Below are 25814 nucleotides of genomic sequence, written 5' to 3'. Positions count from 1 at the left end.
CAATAGTGATGCCGACTGATAGTCCGCCATCGCGAGCAAGCTCGCTCCCACAAGAATTTCGCTAATCCACAAACACATCACAAGGACCTGCATGTCGTTCATCCACGCCAACATGATCCACATCCTCGCCGCGCTCTGGTTCGCCATCTGCTGGGGCGGCTACACCCGTTATGCGACGTGGAAGGGCCGCGACACCGCGTGCCTGGCCAGCGTGCTGCACCTTTATCGCGAAGACTGGATGCGCCGCATGCTGTTGCGCGACAACCGCATCGCTGACGCCAGTGTGATCGGTAACCTGGAGCGCAACGCCTCGTTCTTCGCCTCCAGCACACTGATTATCCTGGCCGGCATTCTCACGGTGCTCGGAGCCTCCGAAAGGGCGGTGTCGTTGTTGGCGGATATCCCGATGGTGCAGCAGGCATCCCAGGGAATGTCGGAGATCAAGTTGCTGTGCCTGGCGATGGTCTTTGTCTATGCGTTCTTTACGTTCAGTTGGTGCATGCGCCAGTACAACTTTGCGGCCATTCTGGTGGGCTCGGCGCCTATGGTCGGTGAGCGTCACGTTTCCGAACAAGAGCGCAAAGCCTTTGCTGCCCGGGCGGCCCGCGTCATTTCCATGGCCGCCAACCAGTTCAACTTCGGACTGCGCTCCTATTACTTCGGCATGACCATGCTGGCCTGGTTCGTCAGCCCGTGGTTGTTCATGTTGATGAGTGCTGGGGTGGTGCTGGTGTTGTATCGCCGGGAGTTTCATTCCGACGTTCTCGACGTGATGGTCTATACACCTACAGAGGCGCCATTGCCCGAGGCGATTAAAGAGGCTGTTTGATGAGTATTCCGTTCTGGTGTGTGTTTATCAGTGCCTTGCTGATTTTTGTGGCAAAGATTCCCGTGGCTAAGGCGATGAATGACCATGGCGGTTATGACAACCACTTGCCGCGCCAGCAACAGGCGCAACTGACAGGCTTTGGTGCCCGTGCGTTGGCGGCTCATCAAAACTGTTTTGAGGCGTTCATTCTTTTCGCGGTGGGGGTGTTGATGGCTCACACCACGCAGACAGCGGGGTGGCTGATCGACTTGCTGGCAATCATCTTCGTGATCACGCGAATCATTTATTTGCTGTGCTATTGGGTTGATCTGGCCTGGCAGCGGAGCCTGGTATGGTTCGTCGGACTAGTGTGTTCGTTGCTGCTGATGGTCAGCCCGACGTTCAGAACGGTGTTGCTCTAGCGGGGAAGGCCGGTCACTCTTCAGCGCGTGTAAGTCGTTGTGCGTCCGATGACGTTGTAACGTCCGGCTTCAGTTTTCCAGGGAAGGCAGTTTTTGAACGGATTTCAAACGTGTCAGGCACTACGCTGCGGACTCGGCGGGTTGGCGTGGGTTCTGGTGATGGGGATTGCGCAGGCACAGGCCTCGCCATCCGTTGCGCCAACCGAGCCCGAGCCCCAGCAGTTGGGCGATTTTCTGATTGCCCCGCAAACCTACGCCTCCCCGGATCGTCTCTCGGGGCCTGGGCCGCGGTTTCGTATCACCTTTCGTTCACAGAACTACTGGCCCGTCGGTGCCCGGGAAATCAACGGTGTGCGGCCGATCAAGGCGCTGAGCAATGGTCAACCGATGCTGTTGGTGGTCACCTCGGGTGCCAGCGGCGTCGGTACGCTGCTCATTGGCGTGCAGAACGGTACGCCCTTGTCGCGCGTATTAAGCCCGCTCAACAATCTGGAATTTCCCGACTGGGGCGTGCCGCAAGCAGGGCGTGACGAGCTTCTGTTGTTTGCGGAGTCCGGCCGGGCGCTGGATACCCGCACTGGCGAGGTGCTGTGGTTCGACGGAAGGGTCAAGGCCAAGGGCGACAGGGTCTGGGGAACATTGATGTCGGTGTCCCCCGATAATCGGCTGGCGGCGTACCTGACATCCAGACAAATATTGGTGGCGGGGCGTGAGGACGGCCTTGACGCTGCCTATCAGTTACCGGCCGACGCCAACGTCGGTGAATTGGCCGACATTTCAAAGGCCGCTTACGCCCAGGCAATCCAGGCGCGCAAGGACGGCGTGCCAAGCGTGGATAACCACCGTCTGGCCCGGGATATGACTATTGCCTGGTTTGCAACTCGCTTCCACTGGCAGGCCAAAAACGGCACGTGGGAGCTGGTTGGCCGCGGCCTGGGCCCCGCATTGCCCCTTTTCGAGCGCTAAGCCTGATGAAAAATTCACTAATGGGGTGTGGCGTCTCGCTGCTGATCGGTGTCGCGGTGTCGCTGGGTGGTTGTGTCAGTCAGGATGGCGCGAGCAACAGGGATTACTTGTCCGAAAAACTGGACGCTGGCCAGGCGTTGCTGACGCTTGATGTCGCGTTCACTCAGGCCCCTGATTACAAGCCTTCCCAAGGGCAGTTTCATGCCGATGAGCGCATCACTTACAGCGGTTTCCCTTATATCGAGGTGCCTTTTTTCCAGAAAGGGCTGGATGTCGATATGGGGCTGGCCGGGCTTCCCTATGTGCTGCCGATTCCCTATCCCGTGCCCAACATTGATACCGGGCGCAGCCACGCCAGGGTGTTCGGACAGCGACTGGATGAACAGCACTATCGTTTCCGGGTGCCGGGAAAATCCATGTGGAACAGCGGCAACACCTTTGCGTTGTTGTTCCATCGTCGAGATCGTCTCGAAACCATTACCTTTCGCTTCAGTACGCAGGCGTCCTGTGCATCGGCATTCAACGTGTTAACACCGGAGTACGGGTATGCGTTATCGGTCAGTGCAAGGTTTAAAAACGAGGCGGGCTGTTTGAAAGTCTGTGACGGTCGGCCGGGCTATCCCGGCGATTGTGCCTTTCAGCCACCCGCTAACTAGGGTCGGATTAAAGTTGGTGTAACAGCAAATGACAGACAAAAGAAAACCCGCACTTGGCGGGTTTTCTTTATCACGCTAAAAACTGTTTTAGTTTTTAGGTGCTTCTTTTGTGGCTGCTTCGTTCGATTCAGCCTGAGCTTTGGCAGCTTCGGCGTTTTCTTTCGCCGCGTCGTTCACTTTATCCTGAGCTTTGCTCATATCTTGCTGAGCTTGCTCGGCATGTTGGTTAGCATCTTGAGCTTTGTCCTCGGATTTTTTATCGCAGGCTGCGAGACCGAGGGAAGCGGTCAACATCAAGGCAATAGCTAAAGTCTTACGCATGGGGTGTTTCTCCTTATGGAAAATATATCTACTGGCCTTAAGAGCACAGCCCATAGCGTTAAGTTCCTCAATTCATACAGATATATAAGATTATTCCGACGGGAACTTTTACTAAAAACGCCTAGTGCGTTGCCTGAACACTAAAAGAGTTTTATCAAAATGGTCGAAAACCCCGTTTTTGAGCGCGCTACACGATTTCTATCGGCGCTGCGACATTGTCAGGTACTTGGGCTGCGGGTTCACAGCGCCAGCAGCGAAGGACTAACCGTCATCCTGCCGTACAGTCCGCAAATTGTTGGCAACCCGCAAACCGGCGTGATTCATGGCGGGGCGCTGACCTCGCTGATGGACACGGCCTGCGGCATGTCCACCCTCTGCGTGCTGCCCGAGTTCGAAGTTTGTCCGACCCTCGACCTGCGCATCGACTACATGCACGCCGCCGAGCCGCATAAAGATGTCTACGGTTTTGCCCAGTGCTACCGGGTGACCACGGATGTGATCTTTGCTCGCGGTTTTGCCTACCAGGACGACCCCGAGCAGCCCATCGCCCATGTGGTGGGCACCTTCATGCGCATGGGCAAAGCCATCAAGGGCACCAAAGGCTTTGGCGGCGTCATCGCCGGAGGTGCGAAATGACCGATTCCTTCAAGGAACAACTTCAGCAGGCACATGAGCAGGGCGACTACGCCTCGCTGTTGCACCTGATTCCCTACGCCAAACTGATCGGCGTCGAATGTTCGCGGGTGGGGGATGATCTGCTGTTTCGTTTGCCGGCCAACAAGGACAACATTGGTAACCCGTTATTGCCGGCGATCCATGGCGGGGTGATTGCCGGGTTCATGGAGCTGTCCGCGGCGCTGCACCTGCTGATTTTCACCGGTTCGCCGGGTGTGCCGAAGATCATCGATTTCTCCCTCGACTATCTGCGCGCCGGGCAGTTTCGCGACACCTGGGCCAGATGCCAGGTTTGCCGGCAGGGTCGCCGGGTCGCCAACGTTGCGATTACGGCCTGGCAAAGCACTGAAGTCGAACCGATTGCCACGGCCCGCGCCCATTTCAAAATTGAAGAGCCCTTGAAATCCTGAACTCAGCCCCCAACTTTGATGACAACCCGCCGCCGACCCTTCAGGTCGCGGCCACTGCCATCTGATTGGAGTTTGATGACCATGAGTGTGGAAACTCAAAAGGAAACCCTGGGCTTCCAGACCGAGGTGAAGCAGCTGCTGCACCTCATGATCCATTCGCTGTATTCCAACAAGGAAATTTTCCTTCGCGAATTGATCTCGAACGCCTCTGACGCTGTCGACAAATTACGTTTCGAAGCCCTGTCCAAGCCTGAGTTGCTGGAAGGTGGCGCCGAACTGAAAATCCGTGTGAGCTTCGACAAGGACGCTAAAACCGTCACCCTCGAAGACAACGGCATCGGCATGAGCCGTGAAGATGCGATCACCCACCTGGGTACCATCGCCAAATCCGGCACTGCCGATTTCATGAAACATCTCTCCGGCGATCAGAAAAAAGACTCGCACCTGATCGGTCAATTCGGTGTGGGTTTCTACTCTGCATTCATCGTCGCCGATAAAGTCGACGTGTTCAGCCGTCGTGCCGGTGCTGCTGCCAGCGAAGGCGTGCACTGGTCGTCCAAGGGCGAAGGCGATTTTGAAGTTGCCACCGTTGATAAAGCCGAGCGCGGCACCCGTATCGTCCTGCACCTGAAGTCCGGTGAAGACGAATTCGCCGATGGCTGGCGTCTGCGCAACATCATCAAGAAGTACTCCGACCACATCGCTCTGCCGATCGAGTTGCCGAAAGAAGTGGCAGCCGTTGAAGGCGAAGAGCAGCCGGCCGTTGAATGGGAAACCGTCAACCGCGCCAGCGCCCTGTGGACCCGTCCGCGTACCGAGATCAAGGACGAGGAATACCAGGAGTTCTACAAGCACGTCGCTCACGACTTCGAAAACCCGCTGAGCTGGAGCCACAACAAGGTCGAAGGCAAGCTTGAATACAGCTCGCTGCTCTACGTGCCGGCCCGTGCTCCATTCGATCTGTACCAGCGTGAAGCGCCGAAAGGCCTGAAGCTGTACGTGCAGCGCGTGTTCGTGATGGATCAGGCAGAGTCGTTCCTGCCGCTGTACCTGCGCTTCATCAAAGGCGTGGTCGATTCCAACGACCTGTCGCTGAACGTGTCGCGGGAAATCCTGCAGAAAGACCCGATCATCGATTCCATGAAGTCGGCGCTGACCAAGCGCGTTCTCGACATGCTGGAAAAGCTGGCGAAGAACGAGCCTGAGCAATACAAAAGCTTCTGGAAAAACTTTGGCCAGGTCATGAAAGAAGGCCCGGCAGAAGACTTCGCCAACAAAGAGAAAATCGCTGGCCTGCTGCGTTTCGCATCGACCAACGGTGATGAAGGCGAGCAAGTGGTGGGTCTGGCCGAATACCTGGCTCGCGCCAAGGAAGGTCAGGACAAGATTTACTACCTGACCGGCGAAACCTACGCGCAAGTCAAAAACAGCCCGCACCTGGAAGTCTTCCGCAAGAAAGGCATCGAAGTGCTGCTGCTGACCGACCGCATCGACGAGTGGCTGATGAGCTACCTCAGCGACTTCGACGGCAAGAGCTTTGTCGACGTGGCGCGCGGTGACCTGGACCTGGGCAACCTGGATTCGGAAGAAGACAAGAAAGCTGCGGAAGAAGTCGCCAAGTCCAAAGAAGGTCTGGTTGAGCGTCTGAAAACTGCACTGGGCGACTCCGTTGCTGAAGTGCGGGTTTCGCACCGTCTGACCGATTCCCCGGCGATTCTGGCCATCGGCGAGCAGGACCTGGGCATGCAGATGCGTCAGATCCTGGAAGCCAGCGGTCAGAAGGTTCCTGAATCGAAGCCTATCTTCGAATTCAACCCGGCTCACCCGCTGATCGAGAAGCTCGACAACGAGCAGAGCGACGAACGCTTCGGCGACCTGTCGCACATTCTCTTCGATCAGGCGGCCCTGGCCGCCGGCGACAGCTTGAAAGACCCGGCCGCCTACGTGCGCCGTCTCAACAAGCTGCTGGTTGAACTGTCGGTTTAACTGCGTTGTACAAAAACCCGCTTCGGCGGGTTTTTTTTATTCTGGTGTCCCGTCCTGAATAAGGTTTACACCTTCTGGCTTCTTATCAGGAAGGTGCAATGGACACGGGCACGAAGCGAAGTCAGCGTGATTACACGCTGGCTTTTAAATTATCGGTTGTCGACCAGGTCGAAAAAGGCGAGTTGAGTTATAAAGAGGCTCAGCGGCGCTATGGGATTCAGGGTCGGTCGACGGTGTTGGTTTGGTTACGCAAACATGGTCGCCAGGACTGGAGCCAAGGCGCCTCCATTCGCTCCCAGAGGATCAGACCTATGGACGAGCCAACCTTGCCAATGACTCCCGAGCAACGAATCAAAGAACTCGAGGAACAACTGGCGCTGGCAAATCAGAAAGCCCAATTCTTTGAAGCCGTGGTCGATGTTCTGAAGAATGACTACGGCGTATCTATTGTAAAAAAGCGACCCGGCAAGTCGTTGCGCAAACCCAAACTCTGAGTGTCAGCAAGGCTTGCCAATTTATGGGGATAAGCCGTCAGGCCTATTACAAACGCAACCGGGTCTACCGGGATCGGGCCGACCAGGATCAGCAGCTCATAACGTTTGTACAGAAGATCCGTGCCCGCCAACCGTGCATCGGCACTCGGAAGCTGCATTCGATGATGCATGAGCAGCGTGAGCAACAGGCGCTCCATGTTGGCCGGGATCGTCTGTTCGCGGTTTTGCGGGAAAGCCGCCAGTTGGTCCGCCGAAAACGGGCGTATCACAAGACGACCGACAGCCATCATCGCTTCCGCCGACACCCTAATCTGCTGAAACCAAGCCCGGAACAAATAGTCGCTACCGGCCCGGAACAGGTCTGGGTGGCCGATATTACGTACCTGCCTACCCGTGATAGCGTTGCCTATTTGAGTTTGGTGACGGATGCCTTTTCGAGAAAAATAGTCGGCTATCACGTGCACGAAAGTCTGCACACCAACTCCGTGGTGCAAGCCTTTCGAATGGCGTTGAAGCGACGTCGAAGCGTTCAGAAGCTAGTCCATCACTCGGATCGAGGCGCGCAGTACTGCTCGGCCCTTTATCAAGAAGTGCACGTAAAACATGGCATCACTTGCTCGATGACCGACGGCTACGACTGCTACCAAAACGCCTTGGCCGAGCGGGTCAACGGCATCTTGAAAACAGAGTTCTTGATCCACCGACCTGCGGATTTCGCGCAGGCCACGCAGATGGTGCGAGAGGCGGTCAGGATCTACAACCAGGAACGGCCGCACCTGTCCTTAAAATACAAAACGCCCGATGCGGTGCATCGGGCGTTGGGGTGAAACAGGTGTAAACCTATTTCAGGACTAGACATGGTGTCTTTTACTGGGAGTTAATCATGAGCCAGATCATTGTTCGTTCCGTCGCTTATAAGATTGATGGCCAGTCGTATGAAAGCCGCCTCGCCTTTGACGCTGACCATAAAGGCCCGCGCCCGGGGTTGTTAATGGCGCCGAACTGGATGGGCGTCAGCGCCGGTGCCGAGGAGATCGCCAAGTCCGTGGCGTCCAAGGGTTATGTGGTGCTGATCGCGGACCTCTACGGTCAGTCGGTCCGTCCGCAGAACGGCGACGAGGCAGGTGCAGCCATGATGCCGCTCAAGCATGACCGCCCGTTGTTGCGCAAACGCATGCAAGCAGCGTTCGATCAGCTGCAAATCCAGGACGAAGCAGCGGTCGATAGCTCGAAACTGGCGACCTTCGGTTTCTGCTTCGGCGGTTGCTGTACGCTGGAGTTGGCCCGCACTGGTGCGCCAGTGAAAGCGGCGGTGTCGTTCCATGGCTCGCTCGATACGCCGAATCCGGCGGACGCCAAAAACATCAAAGGCTCGGTGTTGGTGCTGCACGGCGCATCCGATCCATTGGTGCCGAAAGACCAACTGCCGGCGTTTGAAGATGAGATGAACGCGGCGGGCGTGGATTGGCAACTGCTGAGCTACGGCGGCGCGGTGCATTCCTTCACCGATCCGCATGCCAATGTGCCGGGCATGATGATGTATGACGCGAAGACGGCGGGGCGTGCGTTTACCTCGATGCACAACTTGCTGGATGAAGTGTTTAAAGGCTAAGAGCGAAAAGCTTCCCTCACCCTAACCCTCTCCCGGAGGGAGAGGGGACTGACCGAGGGGGGCTTTCGAGTTACATCGACCTGAAAAATCGAGTCGCACTCAGGTTTGAAAAGCCCCCGATCTGCTCCCTTTCCCCCTCTCCTCTCTGGGGAGAGGGGTGGATTTACCGCGGCAACTCAATCCGCTCACTTTCCCCCGGCACCGTCGGCCAATCCCCGGCCGCCCAGCGTCGTCGCGCTTCATCGATCAACGCCGGATCGCTCGCAACAAAATTCCAGTTGATCCGCCGCGGCCCATCCAGCGGCGCACCACCAAACAGCACGGCATGACAGTCGCTTTCAGCGAACAGCGTCATCTCTTCCCCGACCGGCAACACCACCAGCGAATGCGGTTCTATCAGCTCGCCATCCAGTTGCACATCGCCGTCCAGCACATACAACGCCCGCTCTTCATGCTCGGTTGGAATCAGCAATGTGGTCGCCGTTTGCAGGTTCAATTCGGCATACAGCGTAGGAGAAAGCACCGGGACTGGTGATTCCAGGCAAAAGCCTGACCCGGCAATCATCCGGATCTTCACTCCCAGGTTATCGCTGACCGGCAGCGTGGCCGCCGGATGGTGACTGTAGTGTCCGGGGCCGTGCTCTTTATCTTTTGGTGAGGCCAGCCAAATCTGCAAACCATGCATCGTGAAGCCGCTGTCCTTCAACGCCTCAGGCGTGCGCTCGACGTGGGCAATCGCGCTGCCCGCCGTCATCCAGCTGACATCGCCGGCGTCCACCACTTGGTCTGAGCCGAGGCTGTCCTTGTGCTGGATTTTTCCTTCGAACAAGTACGTGAGGGTCGACAGACCAATGTGCGGATGCTGACGGATGTTCATGCCTTTTCCCGCCTCATAACGGGTTTCGAGCATGTGGTCGAAAAACACGAAAGGCCCGACGCTGCGGCATTTGGCTGACGGCAGCGGGCGAAGAATTGGCTGGCCTTCGACATCTTCGGCGCGGGGACGGATCACGAGCGGAGTGTTCATGCTGCATTCCAGGCTGAGCGGGTAATGCGTGGAGCATAACCCGCTTGCGCAGCCCTTGCCGCTATTGGCTGAAGGCACCTTCAGACAGGTGCGTTTCGATGTTGACGTCGGTGGTGGTCATCAACTTGTGGACCGGGCAACGGTCGGCCACGCGGTGCAGCTCATCGCGCTGAGCGTCGGTGAGCACACCCTTGAGGGTCAATTTGACGTGCAGAGCGTATTTGCCTTTCAGCTCTTCGCTGTTGTCACGTTTGACTTCGACTGTGACACCGGTCAGCGGGATGTCTTTCTTCTTCGCGTACATCTTCAGGGTCAGGGCCTTGCAGGCACCCAGGGCCGCGTCGAAGTAATCGTGTGGCTCGGGCGCCGAGCCTTCGCCGCCGGCGAGTGTCGGTACGTCGGCAAAGAGTTCATGGTCATCGATCTGTACGCTGTGACGAAAACCTTCGGCGGAGACGGTATTGACGGTGACAGTCATGGGAAACCTCGTAGGCAACAGGAAAAGTCATTCGATCAAAAAAGACCTTGAAGGTATAGAGCGCTCCTCCTGTTACGCGTTCCACTTTCTTGATCGCCCATTGCCGTGCGCTGAATCGTTACCGCCCGACGATCGAAGTAGTAAGGCGTTTTGATATCACTTTTTCGTCTTACGCAAAATCTCACAGGACCGATATCTTCTAAGGCAACCCGCTGCAGGATTGATGCAGCGCTTTTGGAAGGAACCAGAACAATGAGTATCAGAAGTCTCAATATTGCGCCGCGCGCGGGCCTGGGTTTTGGCCTGCTGGCGTTGATGGTGTTTGGATTGGGGGCGTTCGCCCTGCTGCAAATGTCGAACATGCGCGCGCAGTCCGATCAGGTCGATGACAACTGGCTGCCCAGCGTGATGGCGGTCGGGGAGATGAATCAGGACATGCTGCGGCTGCGGGCATTGACCATGCGCCTGCTGATCAATCGGGACCCGCAGGCGCTGGCGCAAAACGTCAGCAAACTCAACGAGCTCAAAGGCGTCCTGGGTGAACCTCAGCAGCGGTATGACGCGCTGATCGTGCTGCCCGAAGAGCGTGTGCTGTTCGACCGCTTCAAAGCCTCGGAGCAACACTACCTGCAGTTCCAGACGCAGGTGATGACGCTGTCTGCTCAGGGACGGGTGGAAGAGGCGGCCGCCATCCTCAATGGCGAGATGAGTCCGTTGGCCGATGAAATCACCGTCACCCTCAACGCATTGATCGAACTGAACAAGCACAACGCTAACCTGGCGACGGAGGCGGGGCGCCAGGTGTTCAGCCAATCGCGGATCTGGGTCGGGGTGATGATCGGCCTGACGGCGTTGATGACCATCGGCCTGGCGCTGCTGCTGACCCGCAGCATCGTTGTGCCACTTTCCCAATCGTTGAAGGTGGCTGAAGGGGTGGCTGGGGGCGATCTCACCGGTGATATCCGCATCAGCGGCAAGGACGAGCCGGCGCGGCTGTTGCACGCGCTCAAGAGCATGCAGGGGAGTTTGCGCGAAACCCTGCGGCGTATCTCCGACTCATCCAGCCAATTGGCCTCGGCTTCGGAAGAGCTCAGTTGTGTGACCGAAGAGGCCACCCGGGGCCTGCATCAGCAGAGCCTGGAAATCGACCAGGCCGCCACGGCGGTGAATCAGATGACCGCAGCGGTGGAGGAGGTCGCGAGCAATGCGGTGGCCACGTCCGAAGCGTCTCGGGAGTCCGACCGGATCGCCCAGCACGGTCGCGAGCAGGTGCATCAGACCGTGTTGTCCATCGAATCCCTGGCCGACGATGTCACGGCCAATGCGACCCAGGTCGAGGACTTGGCGCAGAAGGTTTATGGCATCAGCAAAGTCCTGGATGTGATTCGCTCGATTGCCGAACAGACGAACTTGCTGGCCCTGAACGCGGCCATCGAAGCGGCGCGGGCCGGGAGTGCCGGGCGCGGTTTTGCGGTGGTGGCCGATGAAGTGCGGGCGCTGGCGCACCGGACGCAGCAATCGACCCAGGAAATCGAGCAGATGATTACTGGCATCCAGCAAGGCACCGATGCTGCGGTCAGCTCGATGCAGCAGAGCAACACGCGCGCGCGTTCGACCCTGGAAGTGGCGAAAGCAGCGGGCACGGCGCTGGAGGAAATCGCCTCGGCGTTTACCCTGATCAATGAACGCAACCTGGTAATCGCCAGCGCTTCAGAGGAACAAGCGGCTGTCGCGCGTGAGGTGGATCGCAACCTGATGAACATTCGCGATCTTGCGTTGCAGACGTCGGCCGGGGCGAATCAAACCAGTGCGGCGAGCCAGGAGCTGTCTCGGTTGGCGGTCGATCTGAATACGATGGTGGCGCGGTTCTCGGTCTGAACGCCGAGCGGCTTTGTCGTTCCGGCGACGCTACCGGCTGGCTGTGCAAGGTTGCGGGTGGCGCCATCCCGGCCTATGGTCCAAGCGATACTTTGCCGCGACTGGCGCGCAATGATTCGACGCCGGTCGCTGTCCATCCAGTGCTGATTTGCGTAGCGAGGTGACGACATGCCCACCGACTCCCGACCCGCCGTACTCGAACTGATCGGTAATACGCCGCTGGTGCGCGTCAGCCGTTTCGATACCGGCCCGTGCACGCTGTTCCTCAAGCTCGAATCACAGAACCCCGGCGGCTCGATCAAGGATCGCATCGGCCTGGCGATGATCGACGCCGCCGAGCGCGATGGCAGCCTGCGCCCCGGTGGCACCATCGTCGAGGCCACCGCCGGCAACACCGGTCTTGGTCTGGCGCTGGTCGGCCGTGCCAAGGGTTACCGAGTGGTGTTGGTGGTGCCGGACAAGATGTCCACCGAGAAGGTCTTGCACCTCAAGGCGATGGGCGCCGAGGTGCACATCACCCGCTCCGACGTCGGCAAGGGCCATCCCGATTACTACCAGGACGTTGCGGCGCGGCTGGCGCAGGAAATTCCCGACGCCTTCTTCGCCGATCAATTCAACAACCCGGCCAACCCGCTGGCCCACGAATGCAGCACCGCGCCGGAGATCTGGGCGCAGACTCAGCATGATGTGGACGCCATTGTTGTCGGCGTCGGGTCGGCCGGCACACTGACCGGGCTCACCCGTTTCTTTCGCCGCGTGCAACCGGAGCTGGTCATGGTGCTGGCCGATCCGGTCGGCTCGGTGATGGCCGAATACAGCCGCAGCGGCACCATGAGCACGCCCGGCTCCTGGGCGGTGGAGGGCATCGGCGAGGACTTCATTCCGTCGATTGCCGACCTGTCCAGCGTGCGCCACGCCTACTCGATCAGCGACGAGGAAAGCTTCGATCATGCCCGCCAACTGCTGCGCGCCGAAGGCATTCTCGGCGGCTCTTCGACCGGCACACTGCTGGCGGCGGCGCTGCGTTATTGCCGCGAGCAGACCGAGCCGAAGCGAGTCGTCAGCTTCGTCTGCGACACCGGCACGCGCTACCTGTCGAAGGTCTACAACGACCAATGGATGAACGATCAGGGCCTGCTGCAGTACAAACATTACGGCGATCTGCGCGACCTGATCTCACGGCGCTTCGAGGATGGCCGGGTGATCAGCGTGGGCCCGGACGACACGCTGCTCACCGCGTTCCAGCGCATGCGCCTGGCTGATGTGTCGCAACTTCCGGTGCTGGAGGGCGGGCAGCGGCTGGTCGGTGTGATCGACGAGTCCGACATTCTGCTAGGCATGCAAGAAGATGCTTCGCACTTTCGCGCGAGCGTGGCCAGCGCGATGACCGATAAGCTGCAAACCCTGCCTCCAGGCGCCAGTCTGGCTGAACTACGGGCGGAGCTCGACCGTGGGCTGGTGGCGATCATCGCCGACGCTTCGGGCTTCTACGGCTTGATTACTCGAGTCGACATGCTCATTCATCTACGGAGATCCCTTACATGAGTCAACACGATGAAAATGCTGTGCCACGTGCCTTCGCCACCCGAGTGATCCATGCCGGGCAAACGCCCGACCCTACCACCGGGGCGCTGATGCCGCCGATTTACGCCAACTCCACCTATTTGCAGCAGAGCCCCGGAGTGCACAAGGGCTTCGACTACGGGCGCTCGCACAACCCGACGCGCTTTGCGCTGGAGCGTTGTGTTGCGGACCTCGAAGGCGGCACCCAGGCCTTCGCGTTCGCGTCCGGGCTGGCGACGATCTCAACAGTGCTCGAGTTGCTCGATGCTGATTCGCACATCGTCTCCGGCAACGACCTGTACGGCGGTACTTTCCGCCTGTTCGACAAAGTGCGCCGGCGCAGCGCCGGGCATCGCTTCAGCTTTGTCGACCTGACTGATTTGTCGGCCTTCGAAGCGGCGCTGCAAGACGACACGCGGATGGTCATGGTCGAGACGCCGAGCAATCCTTTGCTGCGCCTCACCGACCTCGTTGCCATCGCGCGCATCTGCCGCCAGCGAGGCATCATTTGTGTGGCCGACAACACCTTTGCCAGCCCATGGATACAGCGCCCGCTGGAACTGGGCTTCGACATCGTGCTGCACTCGACGACCAAGTACTTGAATGGCCACTCCGACGTGATCGGCGGCATCGCGGTGGTCGGACAAAACGCAGACTTGGCGGAGCGTCTGGGCTTCCTGCAGAACGCAGTCGGCGCGATCGCCGGGCCGTTCGACGCTTTCCTCACCCTGCGCGGCGTGAAGACCCTGGCGCTGCGCATGGAGCGCCACTGCAACAACGCGCTGGACCTGGCGCAATGGCTGGAGCGTCAGCCGCAGGTGGCGCGCGTCTATTATCCGGGCCTGCCATCGCACCCGCAGCATGACCTGGCGCAGCGGCAGATGCGCGGTTTCGGCGGGATGATTTCCCTCGACCTGAACAGCGACCTGGCCGGTGCCACGCGCTTCCTCGAGAGTGTGCGGATCTTTGCCTTGGCCGAGAGCCTGGGCGGGGTGGAAAGCCTGATCGAGCACCCGGCGATCATGACCCATGCCACCATCCCCGCAGACACCCGTGCGCAACTCGGTATCGGCGATGCGTTGGTGCGATTGTCCGTGGGGGTCGAGGATGTCGAAGACCTGCGCGCCGACCTGGCACAGGCGCTGGCGCGGATCTGAGTTTCAGCAGGCAAAAAAAATCCGGAACCCTTATCGGATTCCGGATTTTTGTGTCGGACCGGATCAGCTGCCTTTGACAGCCTTGCCGTTGACCGTACCGTCGAGGAGCATGATGTTGTACTCCTTGCCGTCGGTTTCAACCTGTTGCAGACGAACCAGCAGGTAATCCCAGTCCTTGGCGAACCACAGGACGGTGATGCGCTTGCTTTGTGTCGGGTCGCGCACGCGCTCGACCTTGATTGCATCGATCTGGCCAGCTTTGGTGTCGACCTTTTCCGAACCCAGCACGCGGAAATCATAGGTATCGACTTCACCATCGTCGACGACTTGATAGCTCATGCTTTTCTTGCCAGCGGCCACGTCGTGCTGCAGGGCCAGCTGATAAGTGGATTTGTCGACCATCCCGCGGTTGAGCGGGATCTTGACCGGGTCACCGCGATCGGTGCCGGTGACCATTTTGTTGGTCCAGTCGAAATCCAGGTCAGCCTTCTTGGCTTTACCCAGGCCGCCACGTTCGAAGTGATAGGACTGCGGCAGCAAGGTGTCCTTGTCCAGCGTCAGGGTGCTTTCTTCGGTCAGGCTGGCGATCATCATCGAGGCCTTGAAGCTGAGCTTCCAGGCGCCGTTGGCTTGCTTGGTCAGGCTGCGTTCAGCGGTGCCGCTCATGGGCAACTGCTTCCAGTCAGCGGTGTAGCTGGCGGAGAAAGGTTGAAGTTCTGCAGCCTGCGCAAATGGCAGTGCAAGCAGAGCGCAAGCGAAGAGCAGGGCGCGACGCATAAAATCTCCTAGGTTCGAATCAAGTGGCCGCTGGCCGCGAGTAACTTTCCATCCAGTAAAGCACCTTGCTCGCCGAGTGATAAACGACCTTCGGCAAACCAGCGTACAGCCAGCGGGTAGATCAGGTGTTCCTGGGTATGAACCCGCTGCGCCAGACTCTGCGGCGAATCGTGCAACTCTACCGGTATTACTGCCTGTACGACCAGTGGTCCGCCATCGAGTTCCTCGGTGACGAAGTGCACAGAGCAGCCGTGCTCGGTGTCGCCGGCCTCCAGCGCGCGCTGATGAGTGTGTAACCCTTTGTATTTGGGTAGCAGCGAGGGATGGATGTTGAGCAGGCGACCCGCGTAGTGGCGCACGAAGTCAGCGCTGAGAATGCGCATGAAACCGGCCAGTACCACGAGTTTGGGGTTGAACGCGTCGATCTGTTCGATCAGCGCGGCATCGAAGGCCTCGCGGCCTTCAAAAGCCTTGTGATCCAGGGTGCGGGTGTCGATACCCGCGTCCCTGGCGCGTTGCAGGCCGTAGGCGTCGGCGCGGTTGGAAATCACCGCAGCGATGCGGGCCGGGCTGTCGCCGGTCCGCGTGCTGTCGATCAAGGCCTGCAAGTTACTGCCGGTGCCGGACAACAGCACCACCACATCACAGGTCTGGGACATCAATGAGCCTTGAGGTTCTTCAGTTCAACCTGAGCCGCGCCTTCGGCAGCGGTGGAGATCTGACCGATGACCCAAGGCTGCTCGCCGGCTTCGCGCAGGACGTTCAGGGCGGTTTCGACGTGCTCTTGAGCGACGCAGATAACCATGCCCACGCCGCAGTTCAGCACGCGATGCATTTCGTTTTCGTCAACGTTGCCTTTCTCTTGCAGCCAGTCGAACACGGCAGGACGGGTCCAGCTCGCAACGTCAACCACGGCTTGTGCGCCTTTTGGCAGAACGCGCGGGATGTTGTCCAGCAGGCCACCACCGGTGATGTGGGCCATGGCTTTGACCGCGCCGGTTTCCTTGATCAGCTTGAGCAGCGGCTTCACGTAGATACGGGTCGGGGCCATCAGCAGGTCGGTCAGCGGTTTGCCGTCGAGCTGGATGTTTTCGATGTCGGCACCGGAGACTTCGATGATCTTGCGGATCAGCGAGTAGCCGTTGGAGTGCGGGCCCGAAGACGGCAGGGCGAGCAGGGCATCGCCGGCAGCGACTTTGGAGCCGTCGATGATTTCGGATTTTTCCACGACGCCGACGCAGAAGCCGGCCAGGTCGTAGTCTTCGCCTTCGTACATGCCAGGCATTTCAGCGGTTTCGCCGCCGACCAGGGAGCAGCCGGACAATTCACAGCCAGCGCCAATGCCGGTCACGACCTGGGTCGCGGTTTCGACGTTGAGTTTGCCGGTGGCATAGTAGTCGAGGAAGAACAGCGGCTCGGCGCCGCAGACCACCAGGTCGTTCACGCACATGGCAACCAGGTCGATGCCGATGCTGTCGTGCTTGTTCAGGTTCAGTGCCAGGCGCAGCTTGGTGCCGACGCCGTCGGTGCCGGAAACCAGCACGGGCTGTTTGTAGCCGGCCGGGATTTCGCAGAGGGCGCCGAAACCGCCCAGGCCGCCCATGACTTCCGGGCGCGCAGTGCGCTTGGCGACGCTCTTGATGCGTTCGACCAATGCTTCACCGGCGTCGATGTCTACACCGGCGTCCTTGTAGCTCAGGGAGGGTTGCTTGCTCATGATCCAGGCCTTTAGGGGGGATTCAGGGGTAACGACCGAGTCCAGTGGGACCACCGAAACTGACGAAGGCGATTGCCATCCGCGAATTTCAGGGTGCCCGGCTGTTGCCGGTCTGCGAAGGCGCGCGATTTTATCAGGCTTGAGGGGCAGCGGCCATCCTCAGGCCGACGGCAGGGGCATATCAGCTTAAAAAAACCTTCATTGCCCGTGTTGGCCGCATCCTTCATGGCTGTATAAGGTATCGCTATTAACCGTCTATCGTTAGCACAGTGCAAAAACTTACCAGGGTCAGGTGAATGTTTTGCTTGGGGGCGTGGTCACAGCCTTGCTCAATCCGGTTCACGCGGCCTGTTCCAGCCGCTCTTGTCGTCAGGAATCCTCCATGCGTTTTTTTTCTAGATTTTTATTTGCGGGCTGTATGTCATTGGTCAGCCTGGCGAGTCATGCCGAAACCGTCAAAGGCCTTTATCAAGTGCGCGAGCCTGTCAGCAGTCAGTCGACTGAGGAGCGCGATCAAGCGACCCAGCGCGCGCTGGACACGCTGGTATTGCGCCTGACCGGCGATCCCAAGGCTGCGCAAAACCCGGGGTTGGCGGCACTGCGCAAGGACCCGCAGCAAATCATCAGTCAGTACGGTTTTGACGCTGGCCCGCCGGAAGTGCTGAAGGTCGATTTCGACCCGGCCACCACCGAGCAAGCTTTGCGCCGTGCCGGGCTGTCGTTGTGGGGGGCGAACCGGCCTTCGATCCTCGGCTGGTGGTTGAACGACTCCACCGAGGGTTCGAGCCTGGTCGGCGATGGCCAGGCCAGTGCTGCACCGCTGCGCCGAGCGGCTCAACACCGTGGTTTACCGCTGCGCCTGCCGCTGGCCGATCTGAATGAGCAGATTGTCGCCACGGCGCCACACCTGGAAGGTGCGGATGCAGCGCCACTGCGCGGGGCGTCAGAGCGTTACAACGCTGATGCGTTGCTTGCGGTGCATGCCCGTGAAGAGGGCGGCCAATGGCAAGCCAAGTGGCAGATGTGGCTGGGTGACAAGAAGGAGGCGGGCAGTGTGCAGGGCGCGGATCAGGCCGCTGTGGCCGATGCGGTGATGCTGGCGGTCAGTGAGCGGCTGGCGCCTCGCTTTGTCGTCAAACCGGGTGCTTCGGGCGAACAATTGCTCGAAGTACAGGGCATGAATCTGGAGCACTACGCGGCGCTTGGGCGTTTGCTGGAACCGTTTGGTGCGCGTCTGCAGAGTGTCGACGGCGACCGGATTCTCTACCGGGTCAATGGCAGCGCCGAACAGTTGAGGTCGCAATTGTCGCTGGCGAAGTTGCAGGAGGTTCCGGCCGGTGAAGCGCCGGCGCCAGTCGCACCGGCTCAGCCGGCCGAGGGTTCTGCACCGGTAGTAGCGCCGACTCCGGCACCTGTGCCGCAGTTGCGTTTCCGTTGGTAAGGTTTTCTTTCTTTATATAGATGCATAGGGAGTTGTACATGGCCGATACGCGGCGTTGGTTCTGGTTGGGTGGGGTTGTCCTGCTCTGCGCGTTTGTCTGGCTGTTGCATCCGATTCTGACCCCGTTCCTGGTCGCGTTGCTGCTGGCCTATCTGTTCGACCCGCTGGTGGATCGGCTGGAGAAGGCCGGCCTGTCTAGGACTTGGGGCGTGGTGGCGGTGTTTGCGCTGTTTACCTTTATCTTCACGACACTGCTGTTGGTGTTGGTGCCGATGCTCGCCAAGCAGTTGTTTCGTTTGTACGAACTGACGCCGCAGATGCTCGATTGGTTGCAGCACACCGCACTGCCGTGGGCGCAATCGAAATTTGGACTGTCGGATAATTTCTGGAAGTTCGACAAGCTCAAGGCTGCGATCAGTGAGCACATGGGCCAGACCACTGACATTGTCGGTGTTGTGCTGAGCCAGGCAACGGCCTCCGGCCTCGCATTGATTGGCTTGCTGGCGAATCTGGTGCTGATCCCGGTGGTGGTCTTCTACTTGCTGCGGGACTGGGACTTGATGATGGCCAAGATCCGCGGTCTGCTGCCCCGTGACCGCGAAGAGCGCGTTGTGATCCTGGCAGGTGAATGCCATGAAGTACTGGGTGCGTTCGTGCGCGGTCAGTTGCTGGTGATGGTGGCGCTGGGCGTGATCTACGCGGCGGGCCTGATGCTGGTAGGGCTGGAATTGGGACTGTTGATCGGTATGATTGCCGGTCTGGCGGCGATCGTGCCGTACATGGGGTTTGTCATCGGGATCGGCGCGGCCTTGATTGCCGGTCTGTTCCAGTTCGGCGGCGATCTGTATCCCATGTTCGGTATCGTCGCGGTGTTCATGGTGGGGCAGGCGCTGGAAGGCATGGTGCTGACGCCATTGTTGGTGGGGGACAAGATCGGTCTACACCCGGTGGCGGTGATCTTCGCGATTCTGGCAGGGGGCGAGTTGTTCGGTTTTACCGGTGTGCTGCTGGCACTGCCGGTGGCGGCGGTGATCATGGTGCTGGTGCGCCATGTGCATGATTTGTATAAAGATTCGGATATGTACAGCGGTGTTGATGAGCCCGAGATTTAAGAGGGCCTGATCAAGCATCGCGGGCAGCCTGGTTCATTGCCAGGTTGACCCGAATCCCTCGCGCGGCTGTCACATGCGCCGCCAAAGAAACTGTCATAAAACCAGTGCGTTAACGCAAACCTTTGATTTTGCTTGTGGTCTGTCGCATTGTGCGACCCGCCTCACGGGTATAAACTTCGCAAACTTTACACAGAGGCCACTAACGGTTCCTTTGGAACTGTTCAGTCAGCATGAAACCGATTCAGCTGCCCCTAGGTGTGCGTCTGCGTGATGACGCTACCTTTATCAATTACTATCCAGGCGCCAATGCCGCTGCACTCGGCTATGTCGAGCGGCTATGCGAAGCCGACGCCGGCTGGACCGAAAGCCTGATTTATCTCTGGGGCAAGGACGGGGTAGGGCGTACGCATTTGTTGCAGGCGGCCTGCCTGCGCTTCGAGCAACTGGGGGAGCCGGCGGTGTATTTGCCGTTGGCCGAGCTGCTTGATCGCGGCATCGCCATCCTCGACAACCTCGAACAGTACGAACTGGTCTGCCTGGATGATTTGCAGGCGGTGGCCGGTCGGGCGGATTGGGAAGAGGCGTTGTTCCATCTGTTCAATCGTCTGCGTGACAGCGGACGACGCCTGTTGATCGCCGCGTCGACATCCCCGCGTGAACTGCCGGTGAAGCTGGCGGACCTCAAATCCCGCCTGACGTTGGCGCTGATCTTTCAGATGCGTCCGCTCTCCGACGAAGACAAATTGCGTGCCTTGCAACTGCGCGCCTCTCGTCGCGGCCTGCACCTGACCGATGAAGTCGGGCATTTTATTTTGACCCGCGGTACGCGCAGCATGAGTGCACTTTTCGAGTTGCTTGAGCGTCTCGATCAGGCTTCCCTTCAAGCTCAGCGCAAGCTGACAATTCCGTTCCTGAAAGAAACGCTAGGCTGGTAAAGCCAAGGCCTGTAGCGGGTTTTGGCATGCTTCAGGCGTAGAGAATTCCGCTTTCCTACAGGGTTGCAGGCTGCGCGAGTGTCTAAAACGGGCTTCAGCGCTTAGATGTAAACGCGAAACCAAGAAGTCACATAAAGTTCGATTGAATTTGCAAATGAGGATGATAGTAGGCATAGTCTCGGCTTCTTTAGAACTATCAGCCACGGTCGTGCCCATGCTAAATCGCTTTGCACCCCTCGTGCCCCTCGCACTCGTCACCCTGTTGTTCGGTTGCGCTGCCCACTCTCCAGTGTCCCAGCAAGAGCAACAACAGCAGGTTAAAAATTCTGCTACCGCCCAATCTTCTGCTCTTTATCAGCAGGCTCTTTTTCAAGAAGAGGCGGCCACCGAAAAAGAACTGGCAGACTTCGCCGGCGGCAAGTCGTACCAGCTTCCGGTTCTAGCTGACAGCATCCTCGAACGCGGCATGTCCCTGATCGGTACCCGTTACCGTTTCGGTGGCACCTCCGAAGCTGGCTTTGATTGCAGCGGCTTCATCGGTTACCTGTTTCGTGAAGAAGCCGGTCTGAACCTGCCACGCTCCACTCGCGAAATGATCAACGTCGACGCTCCGCTGGTTTCTCGCAGCAAACTGGAGCCGGGCGACTTGCTGTTTTTCGCCACCAATGGCCGTCGCGGCCGCGTCAGTCACGCCGGGATCTACCTGGGTGACAACCAGTTCATCCATTCCAGCAGCCGCCGTAGTGGTGGTGTCCGGATCGATAGCCTGGGCGACAGCTACTGGAGCAAAACCTTCATCGAAGCCAAGCGCGCACTCGCGATGGCACCGACTGCGGCCCCGACGATCGTCACGGCTCGCAAGTAAGCGGACTTTTTGTAAGGTGAACTTAAAGTCTTACTTGAAGTTTGCCGCGTAGCAGCTAGAATCCTGATCTATTATTGATGGCAAACCGCCTGCGTCCTGCGCAGGCGGTTTTCTTTTCTGCGCCCCCTGCAGAAAAAGCCGCAGCCAGATCAGGATGCTCTGCATATGTCGACGTCGGCCCGCCTCACAATCATGTTCTTCGCAGCGCTGCTCAGCGCCTGCGCCAGCCGTACACCGCCCCCTGCGCCGGTGGTTCGCGCTCCCATTATTTTCAGTTCCTCCCAAGCATTCTCCCCTGAGGCAGAAGACGTCTTGTTCCGCGCGCTCGGCCTGGTGGGCACGCCGTATCGCTGGGGTGGCAACACGCCGGATTCGGGTTTCGATTGCAGCGGGCTGATCGGTTATGTCTACCGTGACGTCGCCGGCATTTCCCTGCCGCGCACCACGCGCGAGATGATCAGCATGCAGGCGGCCAGCGTGGGCAAGGAAGGTCTGCAAACCGGTGACCTGATCTTCTTCGCCACCAATGGCGGTTCTCAGGTCAGCCACGCCGGGATCTACGTCGGCGAAGGTCGCTTCGTCCATGCGCCCGCCACCGGTGGCACGGTGAAGCTCGACAGCTTGTCCAAGGCTTACTGGCAGAAAGCCTATCTGAGTGCCAAGCGCGTCTTGCAACCTGAGCACTTGGCACGCAACCCCTAAATTGCAGAGGTTGTCATGACCGCTCGCACACTCAATCTCGACGATTCCCTGTATCAATACCTGCTCGACGTTTCCCTGCGTGAAACGCCGCTGCTCAAGCGTTTGCGTGACGAAACCCAAGCGCTGCCCATGGCTCGCTGGCAGGTGGCGCCCGAGCAAGGTCAGTTCCTCGCGCTTCTGGTGAAACTCACCGGCGCCAAGCGTCTGCTGGAAGTGGGTACCTTTACCGGTTACAGCGCCTTGTGCATGGCAGCTGCATTGCCGGATGACGGCTCGCTGATCTGCTGTGACATACCCGGTGACTACAACGCCACCGCGCGCCGTTACTGGCAGGAAGCAGGGCTTGCCGAGCGGATTGATCTGCGTCTGGCGCCCGCGCTGGAAACCCTGGCTCAGCTGGATCAGCAAGCGCCATTCGATCTGATCTTCATCGATGCCGACAAAGCCAACTACCCACGCTATCTGGAGCACGCATTACGTCTGCTGCGCGTCGGCGGTCTGGCGGTGTTTGATAACACGCTGTGGAGCGGACGGGTGCTTGAGGACAATCCCGAGAGCGAAGACACCCGAGCCATCCAGGCGCTCAATCGCGCCTTGAAGGATGACTCGCGTGTGGATCTGTCGTTGTTGCCGATAGGTGATGGATTGACGCTGTGCCGCAAAAGGTAGGCGCCTATTGAAAAAGATCGCAGCCTGCGGCAGCTCCTACAGTGGATGGTGTACGCCCTGTAGGAGCTGCCGCAGGCTGCGATCTTTTGACTTTTACTTGGCCGCTGACACGCGCCACACCTTATTGCCCACGTCATCCGCCACCAACAAATCCCCCTGCTGATCAATCACCACGCCTACCGGCCGGCCCATGGCTTTCTCATCTGCGTTGAGGAAACCTGTGAGCACATCGACCGGTTGCCCAGTCGGTTTGCCTCCCGCGAACGGCACGAAAATCACTTTGTAGCCACTGTGCGGTTTACGATTCCACGAGCCGTGCTGGCCGACGAATGCCCCTTCCTTGAACTGCGCCGGCAGTCTGTTGCCCTCAGCGAACGTCAAGCCCAGCGATGCGGTATGCGGGCCGACCGCGTAATCCGGAGCAATGGCCTTGGCCACCAGGTCGGGGTTTTGCGGCTCGACGCGGATGTCGACGTGCTGGCCGTAATAACTGTAAGGCCAACCGTAGAACCCGCCGTCCTTCACTGAAGTGATGTAGTCCGGCACCAGATCGCTGCCGATTTCGTCGCGCTCGTTGACCGCCGTCCACAATGCGCCGCTCCGAGGTTCCCAGGCCAGGCCGTTTGGATTGCGAATCCCCGAGGCGAAGATCCGATGGTTGCCGGTGGCGCGATCTACTTCCCAGATCGCCGCGCGACCTTCTTCCTTGTCCATGCCGTTTTCGGCCACGTTGCTGTTGGAGCCCACCGTGACGTACAGCTTGCTGCCGTCCTTGCTGGCGATGACGTTTTTGGTCCAGTGGTGATTCAGCGTACCGCCCGGCAAGTCGATCACCTTCATCGGCTGCGACTTGATCGCCGTCTCGCCGTTTTCATAGTGGAAACGCAGCAAGCGATCCGTGTCGGCGACGTACAGGTCATTGCCGACCAAGGTCATGCCGAAGGGTGAGTTTAGGTTTTCCAGGAACACTGTGCGGGTTTCGGCGATGCCGTCGTGGTCCTTGTCCCGCAGCAGCGTGATGCGATTCGGGCTCGGTACTTTGGCGCCGGCACGGCCCATGACTTTGCCCATGACCCAACCACGAATACCTTTGCCGTCATCGGGTTTGGGTGGTGCGTTGGTTTCGGCCACCAGCACGTCGCCGTTAGGTAACACGTAAAGCCAGCGCGGGTGATCGAGACCTTCGGCAAAAGCCGCCACCTGAGTCCCTGTCGCAGCGATGGGTTTCGTGCCGTCCGGCCAGCCGATCGCCGGGGCGATGTTCATCGTCGGGATCAGGGTTTTGTTCGGTTCTGGCAGCTTGGGCGACGGGCCGGTGCCGTCGGAGACTTGCAGCCTGGCGTTTTCACCACAGGCGGCAAGCCCTCCGGCGAGCACGATGACGAGAGCGAGCTGGGGCTTGCGCATGCTGATCTTCCCTATGAATGCATTGACCTAATCAGTAGAGAAGCGCAGGTGCGCGATGGTTCAACCGTCAGCCGCGGGCTTCCTTGAACAGCACGGCAATGCCGGGGTGATAGTTGCCGGCTTCGTTGCGCAACTTGCGATAGGCATAGGGGAAGTACCAGGCGACCGCGCAGGTGTGTTCCTTTTGCAGATCGTCGACCATGTCCTGGAGTTCTTCCGGGGTGGCGCTTTGTTGGGCTTTTTGTGGCGCAACGAACAGGCAGCCGAGTTTCAGGTCGCTGGCGTAGCTGATGCGTTTGGCATCGCTGGTGATGTCCTGCAATGCTTGAGTCAGGTTCAGGCTGTTGACGCGTGGCCAGCGCTGGGTCGCCTGAAGGTAAGCGCGTTCTTCGCTGGTCGCGATAAACAGATCGGCGCGGCCATTGCGTTCGCCTTCTTCGGTCTGTTTACGGGTCGGTGTTTGTTGCAGCGTGACCATTTCCGCCATCCAGGCCGCGGCGGACAGCAGGCTCAGGTTGGCTTTTTCGTCGAACCAGTAAGGCGTGTCGTTATCGCCGCGCACGGCGTTGTAGCGGTCGATACAGTCAAACCAGCGTTCCAGCACCGGGCGCAGGAATTCCAGCTTCGGATTGCTGATGATCATGCCTTGCATGTGGCTCACCCTTGTTATTGTGTTGTGAGGTTGTGGCTCTTTGATATCACTGCTGAGAGTGTGGCACAAGATTGGCGTCAGATAATTGATCGACGGCAGTTATTCGCTCGCACGCTGCCCGTCTTCAATTGACGCTCCATCCCCAACCCTCTAACCTTCGCGGCTTGTTTCAGGTGCTCTGTGACCTTGGTCGACAGAGTGAAACAGGGAAGCCGGTGAGTGACTCTCTTCAAGCGACGAAGAGCCATGATCCCGGCGCTGCCCCCGCAACGGTAAATGAGTGAAGACTGCGCCTTGAGCCACTGTGTCGACTGTCGACATGGGAAGGCGCGCAGTCAGGCAAAACGCCGCTCATGAGCCCGGAGACCGGCCTGATCCATCCAGCGGCATCACGGTGGGCGATGCCAGGCTTTTTGCCGTCTATTCTTGTGCCTGCCCGCCGTTATCCAGCCTCAACGGAGAGCTCCCCCATGACTGATACCCCTGATCGTGACGAACGTCATCTGGCGCGCATGCTGCGCAAAAAAGCCGTGATCGACGAACGCATTGCCAACTCCCCGAATGAATGTGGCCTGCTGCTGGTGCTGACCGGCAACGGCAAAGGTAAAAGCAGCTCGGCTTTCGGCATGCTCGCCCGGTCCATGGGCCACGGCATGCAGTGTGGCGTGGTGCAGTTCATTAAAGGACGCAGCAGCACCGGCGAAGAACTGTTCTTCCGGCGCTTCCCGGAACAGGTGCGTTTTCATGTGATGGGCGAGGGCTTCACCTGGGAAACCCAGGATCGCCAGCGTGACATCGCCGCCGCTGAAGCCGCGTGGGCGGTGTCGTGCGAATTGCTGCGTGACCCGTCGATCGGCCTGGTGGTGCTGGATGAATTGAACATCGCACTCAAGCACGGTTATCTGGATCTCGATCAAGTGCTCAGCGACTTGCAGGCCCGTCCGCCGATGCAGCACGTGGTGGTCACCGGTCGCGGCGCCAAGCCGGAGATGATCGAACTGGCCGACACCGTCACCGAAATGGGCGTGATCAAGCACGCATTCCAGGCCGGGATCAAAGCGCAAAAAGGCGTCGAGTTGTGAGC

Annotated in this window: 27 protein-coding genes, 1 pseudogene and 1 riboswitch; of the genes and pseudogenes, 20 read left to right on the top strand and 8 right to left on the bottom strand. The window is 59.1% G+C overall.

What is annotated here, in order from left to right:
* Positions 1–91: 91 nt before the first annotated feature.
* The 4 genes from ACA079_RS23515 (at position 92) to ACA079_RS23500 (ending at position 2852) form a co-directional block, all read left to right on the top strand.
* Positions 92–829 (top strand): DUF599 domain-containing protein, encoded by a 738-nt coding sequence (locus ACA079_RS23515; RefSeq protein WP_497701126.1) that lies wholly within the window; start codon positions 92–94, stop codon positions 827–829.
* Positions 829–1230 (top strand): MAPEG family protein, encoded by a 402-nt coding sequence (locus tag ACA079_RS23510; protein ID WP_497701125.1) that lies wholly within the window; start codon positions 829–831, stop codon positions 1228–1230. The genes ACA079_RS23515 and ACA079_RS23510 overlap by 1 nt, the downstream gene beginning before the upstream one ends.
* A gap of 93 nt (positions 1231–1323) precedes the next feature.
* Complete coding sequence (locus ACA079_RS23505) at positions 1324–2196, top strand: hypothetical protein (protein WP_497701124.1); 873 nt, start codon at positions 1324–1326, stop codon at positions 2194–2196.
* A 5-nt stretch (positions 2197–2201) separates the two neighbouring features.
* Complete coding sequence (locus ACA079_RS23500; RefSeq protein ID WP_497701123.1) at positions 2202–2852, top strand: hypothetical protein; 651 nt, start codon at positions 2202–2204, stop codon at positions 2850–2852.
* Positions 2853–2939: 87 nt separating this feature from the next.
* Here ACA079_RS23500 and ACA079_RS23495 read toward each other — a convergent pair whose 3' ends face one another.
* A complete protein-coding gene (locus ACA079_RS23495; RefSeq protein ID WP_415770537.1) occupies positions 2940–3173 on the bottom strand; it encodes a hypothetical protein in 234 nt (77 codons plus the stop codon).
* Between the two features lie 159 nt (positions 3174–3332).
* On the opposite strand from ACA079_RS23495, the gene ACA079_RS23490 reads away from it, so the two are divergent.
* The 5 genes from ACA079_RS23490 (at position 3333) to ACA079_RS23470 (ending at position 8350) form a co-directional block, all read left to right on the top strand.
* Positions 3333–3809, top strand: a complete 477-nt coding sequence (locus tag ACA079_RS23490) for a PaaI family thioesterase (RefSeq protein WP_497701122.1) — start codon at positions 3333–3335, stop codon at positions 3807–3809.
* On the top strand, positions 3806–4258 hold the full coding sequence (locus tag ACA079_RS23485; protein WP_497701121.1) for a PaaI family thioesterase: 453 nt from the start codon (positions 3806–3808) through the stop codon (positions 4256–4258). Before ACA079_RS23490 ends, ACA079_RS23485 begins: the two co-directional genes overlap by 4 nt.
* 81 nt (positions 4259–4339) lie before the next feature.
* Entirely contained in the window at positions 4340–6244 is a 1905-nt protein-coding gene (gene htpG / locus ACA079_RS23480; protein ID WP_095130312.1) for a molecular chaperone HtpG, read from the top strand.
* 98 nt (positions 6245–6342) lie between these two features.
* Positions 6343–7565, top strand: a protein-coding gene (locus tag ACA079_RS23475; protein ID WP_497701120.1) for an IS3 family transposase whose coding sequence is annotated in 2 segments (ribosomal slippage) — positions 6343–6694 and positions 6694–7565 — 1224 coding nt in all. Because the reading frame shifts where the segments join, the coding sequence is not laid out codon by codon here.
* 56 nt (positions 7566–7621) lie between these two features.
* Complete coding sequence (locus ACA079_RS23470; RefSeq protein WP_497701119.1) at positions 7622–8350, top strand: dienelactone hydrolase family protein; 729 nt, start codon at positions 7622–7624, stop codon at positions 8348–8350.
* Between the two features lie 163 nt (positions 8351–8513).
* Here ACA079_RS23470 and ACA079_RS23465 read toward each other — a convergent pair whose 3' ends face one another.
* Both ACA079_RS23465 and ACA079_RS23460 read right to left on the bottom strand, forming a co-directional pair.
* Complete coding sequence (locus ACA079_RS23465) at positions 8514–9377, bottom strand: pirin family protein (RefSeq protein WP_497701118.1); 864 nt, start codon at positions 9375–9377, stop codon at positions 8514–8516.
* A gap of 61 nt (positions 9378–9438) precedes the next feature.
* Positions 9439–9855 carry an OsmC family protein gene (locus ACA079_RS23460; RefSeq protein WP_497701117.1) on the bottom strand — a complete coding sequence of 139 codons (417 nt, stop codon included), beginning with the start codon at positions 9853–9855 and terminating at the stop codon, positions 9439–9441.
* 252 nt (positions 9856–10107) lie between these two features.
* Between ACA079_RS23460 and ACA079_RS23455 the strand changes: the two are divergent.
* The 4 genes and pseudogenes from ACA079_RS23455 to ACA079_RS23440 form a co-directional block, all read left to right on the top strand.
* Positions 10108–10878: pseudogene (locus ACA079_RS23455) on the top strand (MCP four helix bundle domain-containing protein); the annotation flags it as partial.
* A complete protein-coding gene (locus ACA079_RS23450; RefSeq protein ID WP_497704369.1) occupies positions 10870–11733 on the top strand; it encodes a methyl-accepting chemotaxis protein in 864 nt (287 codons plus the stop codon). The pseudogene ACA079_RS23455 and the gene ACA079_RS23450, both read left to right, overlap by 9 nt.
* A 168-nt stretch (positions 11734–11901) precedes the next feature.
* Entirely contained in the window at positions 11902–13278 is a 1377-nt protein-coding gene (locus ACA079_RS23445; protein WP_497701116.1) for a pyridoxal-phosphate dependent enzyme, read from the top strand.
* Positions 13275–14453 (top strand): trans-sulfuration enzyme family protein, encoded by a 1179-nt coding sequence (locus tag ACA079_RS23440; protein ID WP_497701115.1) that lies wholly within the window; start codon positions 13275–13277, stop codon positions 14451–14453. The genes ACA079_RS23445 and ACA079_RS23440 overlap by 4 nt, the downstream gene beginning before the upstream one ends.
* Before the next feature lie 63 nt (positions 14454–14516).
* Here the strand turns inward: ACA079_RS23440 and ACA079_RS23435 are convergent, their stop codons facing one another.
* The 3 genes from ACA079_RS23435 to purM are packed head-to-tail and all read right to left on the bottom strand — an operon-like array spanning position 14517 to position 16947.
* Entirely contained in the window at positions 14517–15230 is a 714-nt protein-coding gene (locus ACA079_RS23435; RefSeq protein ID WP_056744016.1) for a DUF3108 domain-containing protein, read from the bottom strand.
* An 8-nt stretch (positions 15231–15238) separates the two neighbouring features.
* Positions 15239–15889, bottom strand: coding sequence for a phosphoribosylglycinamide formyltransferase (purN, locus tag ACA079_RS23430; protein WP_008148637.1), 651 nt, complete (start codon positions 15887–15889; stop codon positions 15239–15241).
* Entirely contained in the window at positions 15889–16947 is a 1059-nt protein-coding gene (purM, locus tag ACA079_RS23425) for a phosphoribosylformylglycinamidine cyclo-ligase (protein ID WP_008148639.1), read from the bottom strand. The genes purN and purM overlap by 1 nt, the downstream gene beginning before the upstream one ends.
* A 382-nt stretch (positions 16948–17329) precedes the next feature.
* Here purM and ACA079_RS23420 point away from each other — a divergent pair, with 382 nt between their 5' ends.
* The 6 genes from ACA079_RS23420 to ACA079_RS23395 all read left to right on the top strand — a co-directional run bounded on the left by ACA079_RS23420 (position 17330) and on the right by ACA079_RS23395 (position 22671).
* On the top strand, positions 17330–18388 hold the full coding sequence (locus tag ACA079_RS23420) for a DUF2066 domain-containing protein (RefSeq protein WP_497701114.1): 1059 nt from the start codon (positions 17330–17332) through the stop codon (positions 18386–18388).
* A gap of 38 nt (positions 18389–18426) precedes the next feature.
* A complete protein-coding gene (locus ACA079_RS23415; protein WP_497701113.1) occupies positions 18427–19500 on the top strand; it encodes an AI-2E family transporter in 1074 nt (357 codons plus the stop codon).
* 230 nt (positions 19501–19730) lie between these two features.
* A complete protein-coding gene (hda, locus tag ACA079_RS23410; protein WP_008148645.1) occupies positions 19731–20435 on the top strand; it encodes a DnaA regulatory inactivator Hda in 705 nt (234 codons plus the stop codon).
* A 214-nt stretch (positions 20436–20649) separates the two neighbouring features.
* Complete coding sequence (locus ACA079_RS23405) at positions 20650–21300, top strand: C40 family peptidase (RefSeq protein ID WP_497701112.1); 651 nt, start codon at positions 20650–20652, stop codon at positions 21298–21300.
* Positions 21301–21465: 165 nt separating this feature from the next.
* Positions 21466–22002: a C40 family peptidase gene (locus ACA079_RS23400; RefSeq protein WP_497701111.1), complete on the top strand. Its 537-nt coding sequence runs from the start codon at positions 21466–21468 to the stop codon at positions 22000–22002.
* Between the two features lie 15 nt (positions 22003–22017).
* The gene (locus ACA079_RS23395) at positions 22018–22671 is read left to right on the top strand and encodes an O-methyltransferase (RefSeq protein WP_497701110.1); all 654 of its coding nucleotides are present in this window, start codon (positions 22018–22020) and stop codon (positions 22669–22671) included.
* A gap of 93 nt (positions 22672–22764) precedes the next feature.
* On the opposite strand, the gene ACA079_RS23390 is transcribed toward ACA079_RS23395, so the two are convergent.
* The gene (locus ACA079_RS23390; RefSeq protein WP_497701109.1) at positions 22765–24078 is read right to left on the bottom strand and encodes a PQQ-dependent sugar dehydrogenase; all 1314 of its coding nucleotides are present in this window, start codon (positions 24076–24078) and stop codon (positions 22765–22767) included.
* A gap of 67 nt (positions 24079–24145) precedes the next feature.
* On the bottom strand, positions 24146–24730 hold the full coding sequence (locus tag ACA079_RS23385) for a hypothetical protein (RefSeq protein WP_309678127.1): 585 nt from the start codon (positions 24728–24730) through the stop codon (positions 24146–24148).
* Between the two features lie 154 nt (positions 24731–24884).
* A riboswitch (cobalamin riboswitch) is annotated at positions 24885–25119 on the top strand.
* A gap of 81 nt (positions 25120–25200) precedes the next feature.
* Between ACA079_RS23385 and cobO the strand changes: the two genes are divergently transcribed.
* Positions 25201–25812, top strand: coding sequence for a cob(I)yrinic acid a,c-diamide adenosyltransferase (gene cobO / locus ACA079_RS23380; RefSeq protein WP_134098068.1), 612 nt, complete (start codon positions 25201–25203; stop codon positions 25810–25812).
* Positions 25813–25814: the final 2 nt, after the last annotated feature.

It is taken from the genome of Pseudomonas sp. LBUM1645 (assembly GCF_059716185.1).
Note: the sequence above shows the minus strand (reverse complement) of the source record. Positions and strands in the feature narration are given on the sequence as shown.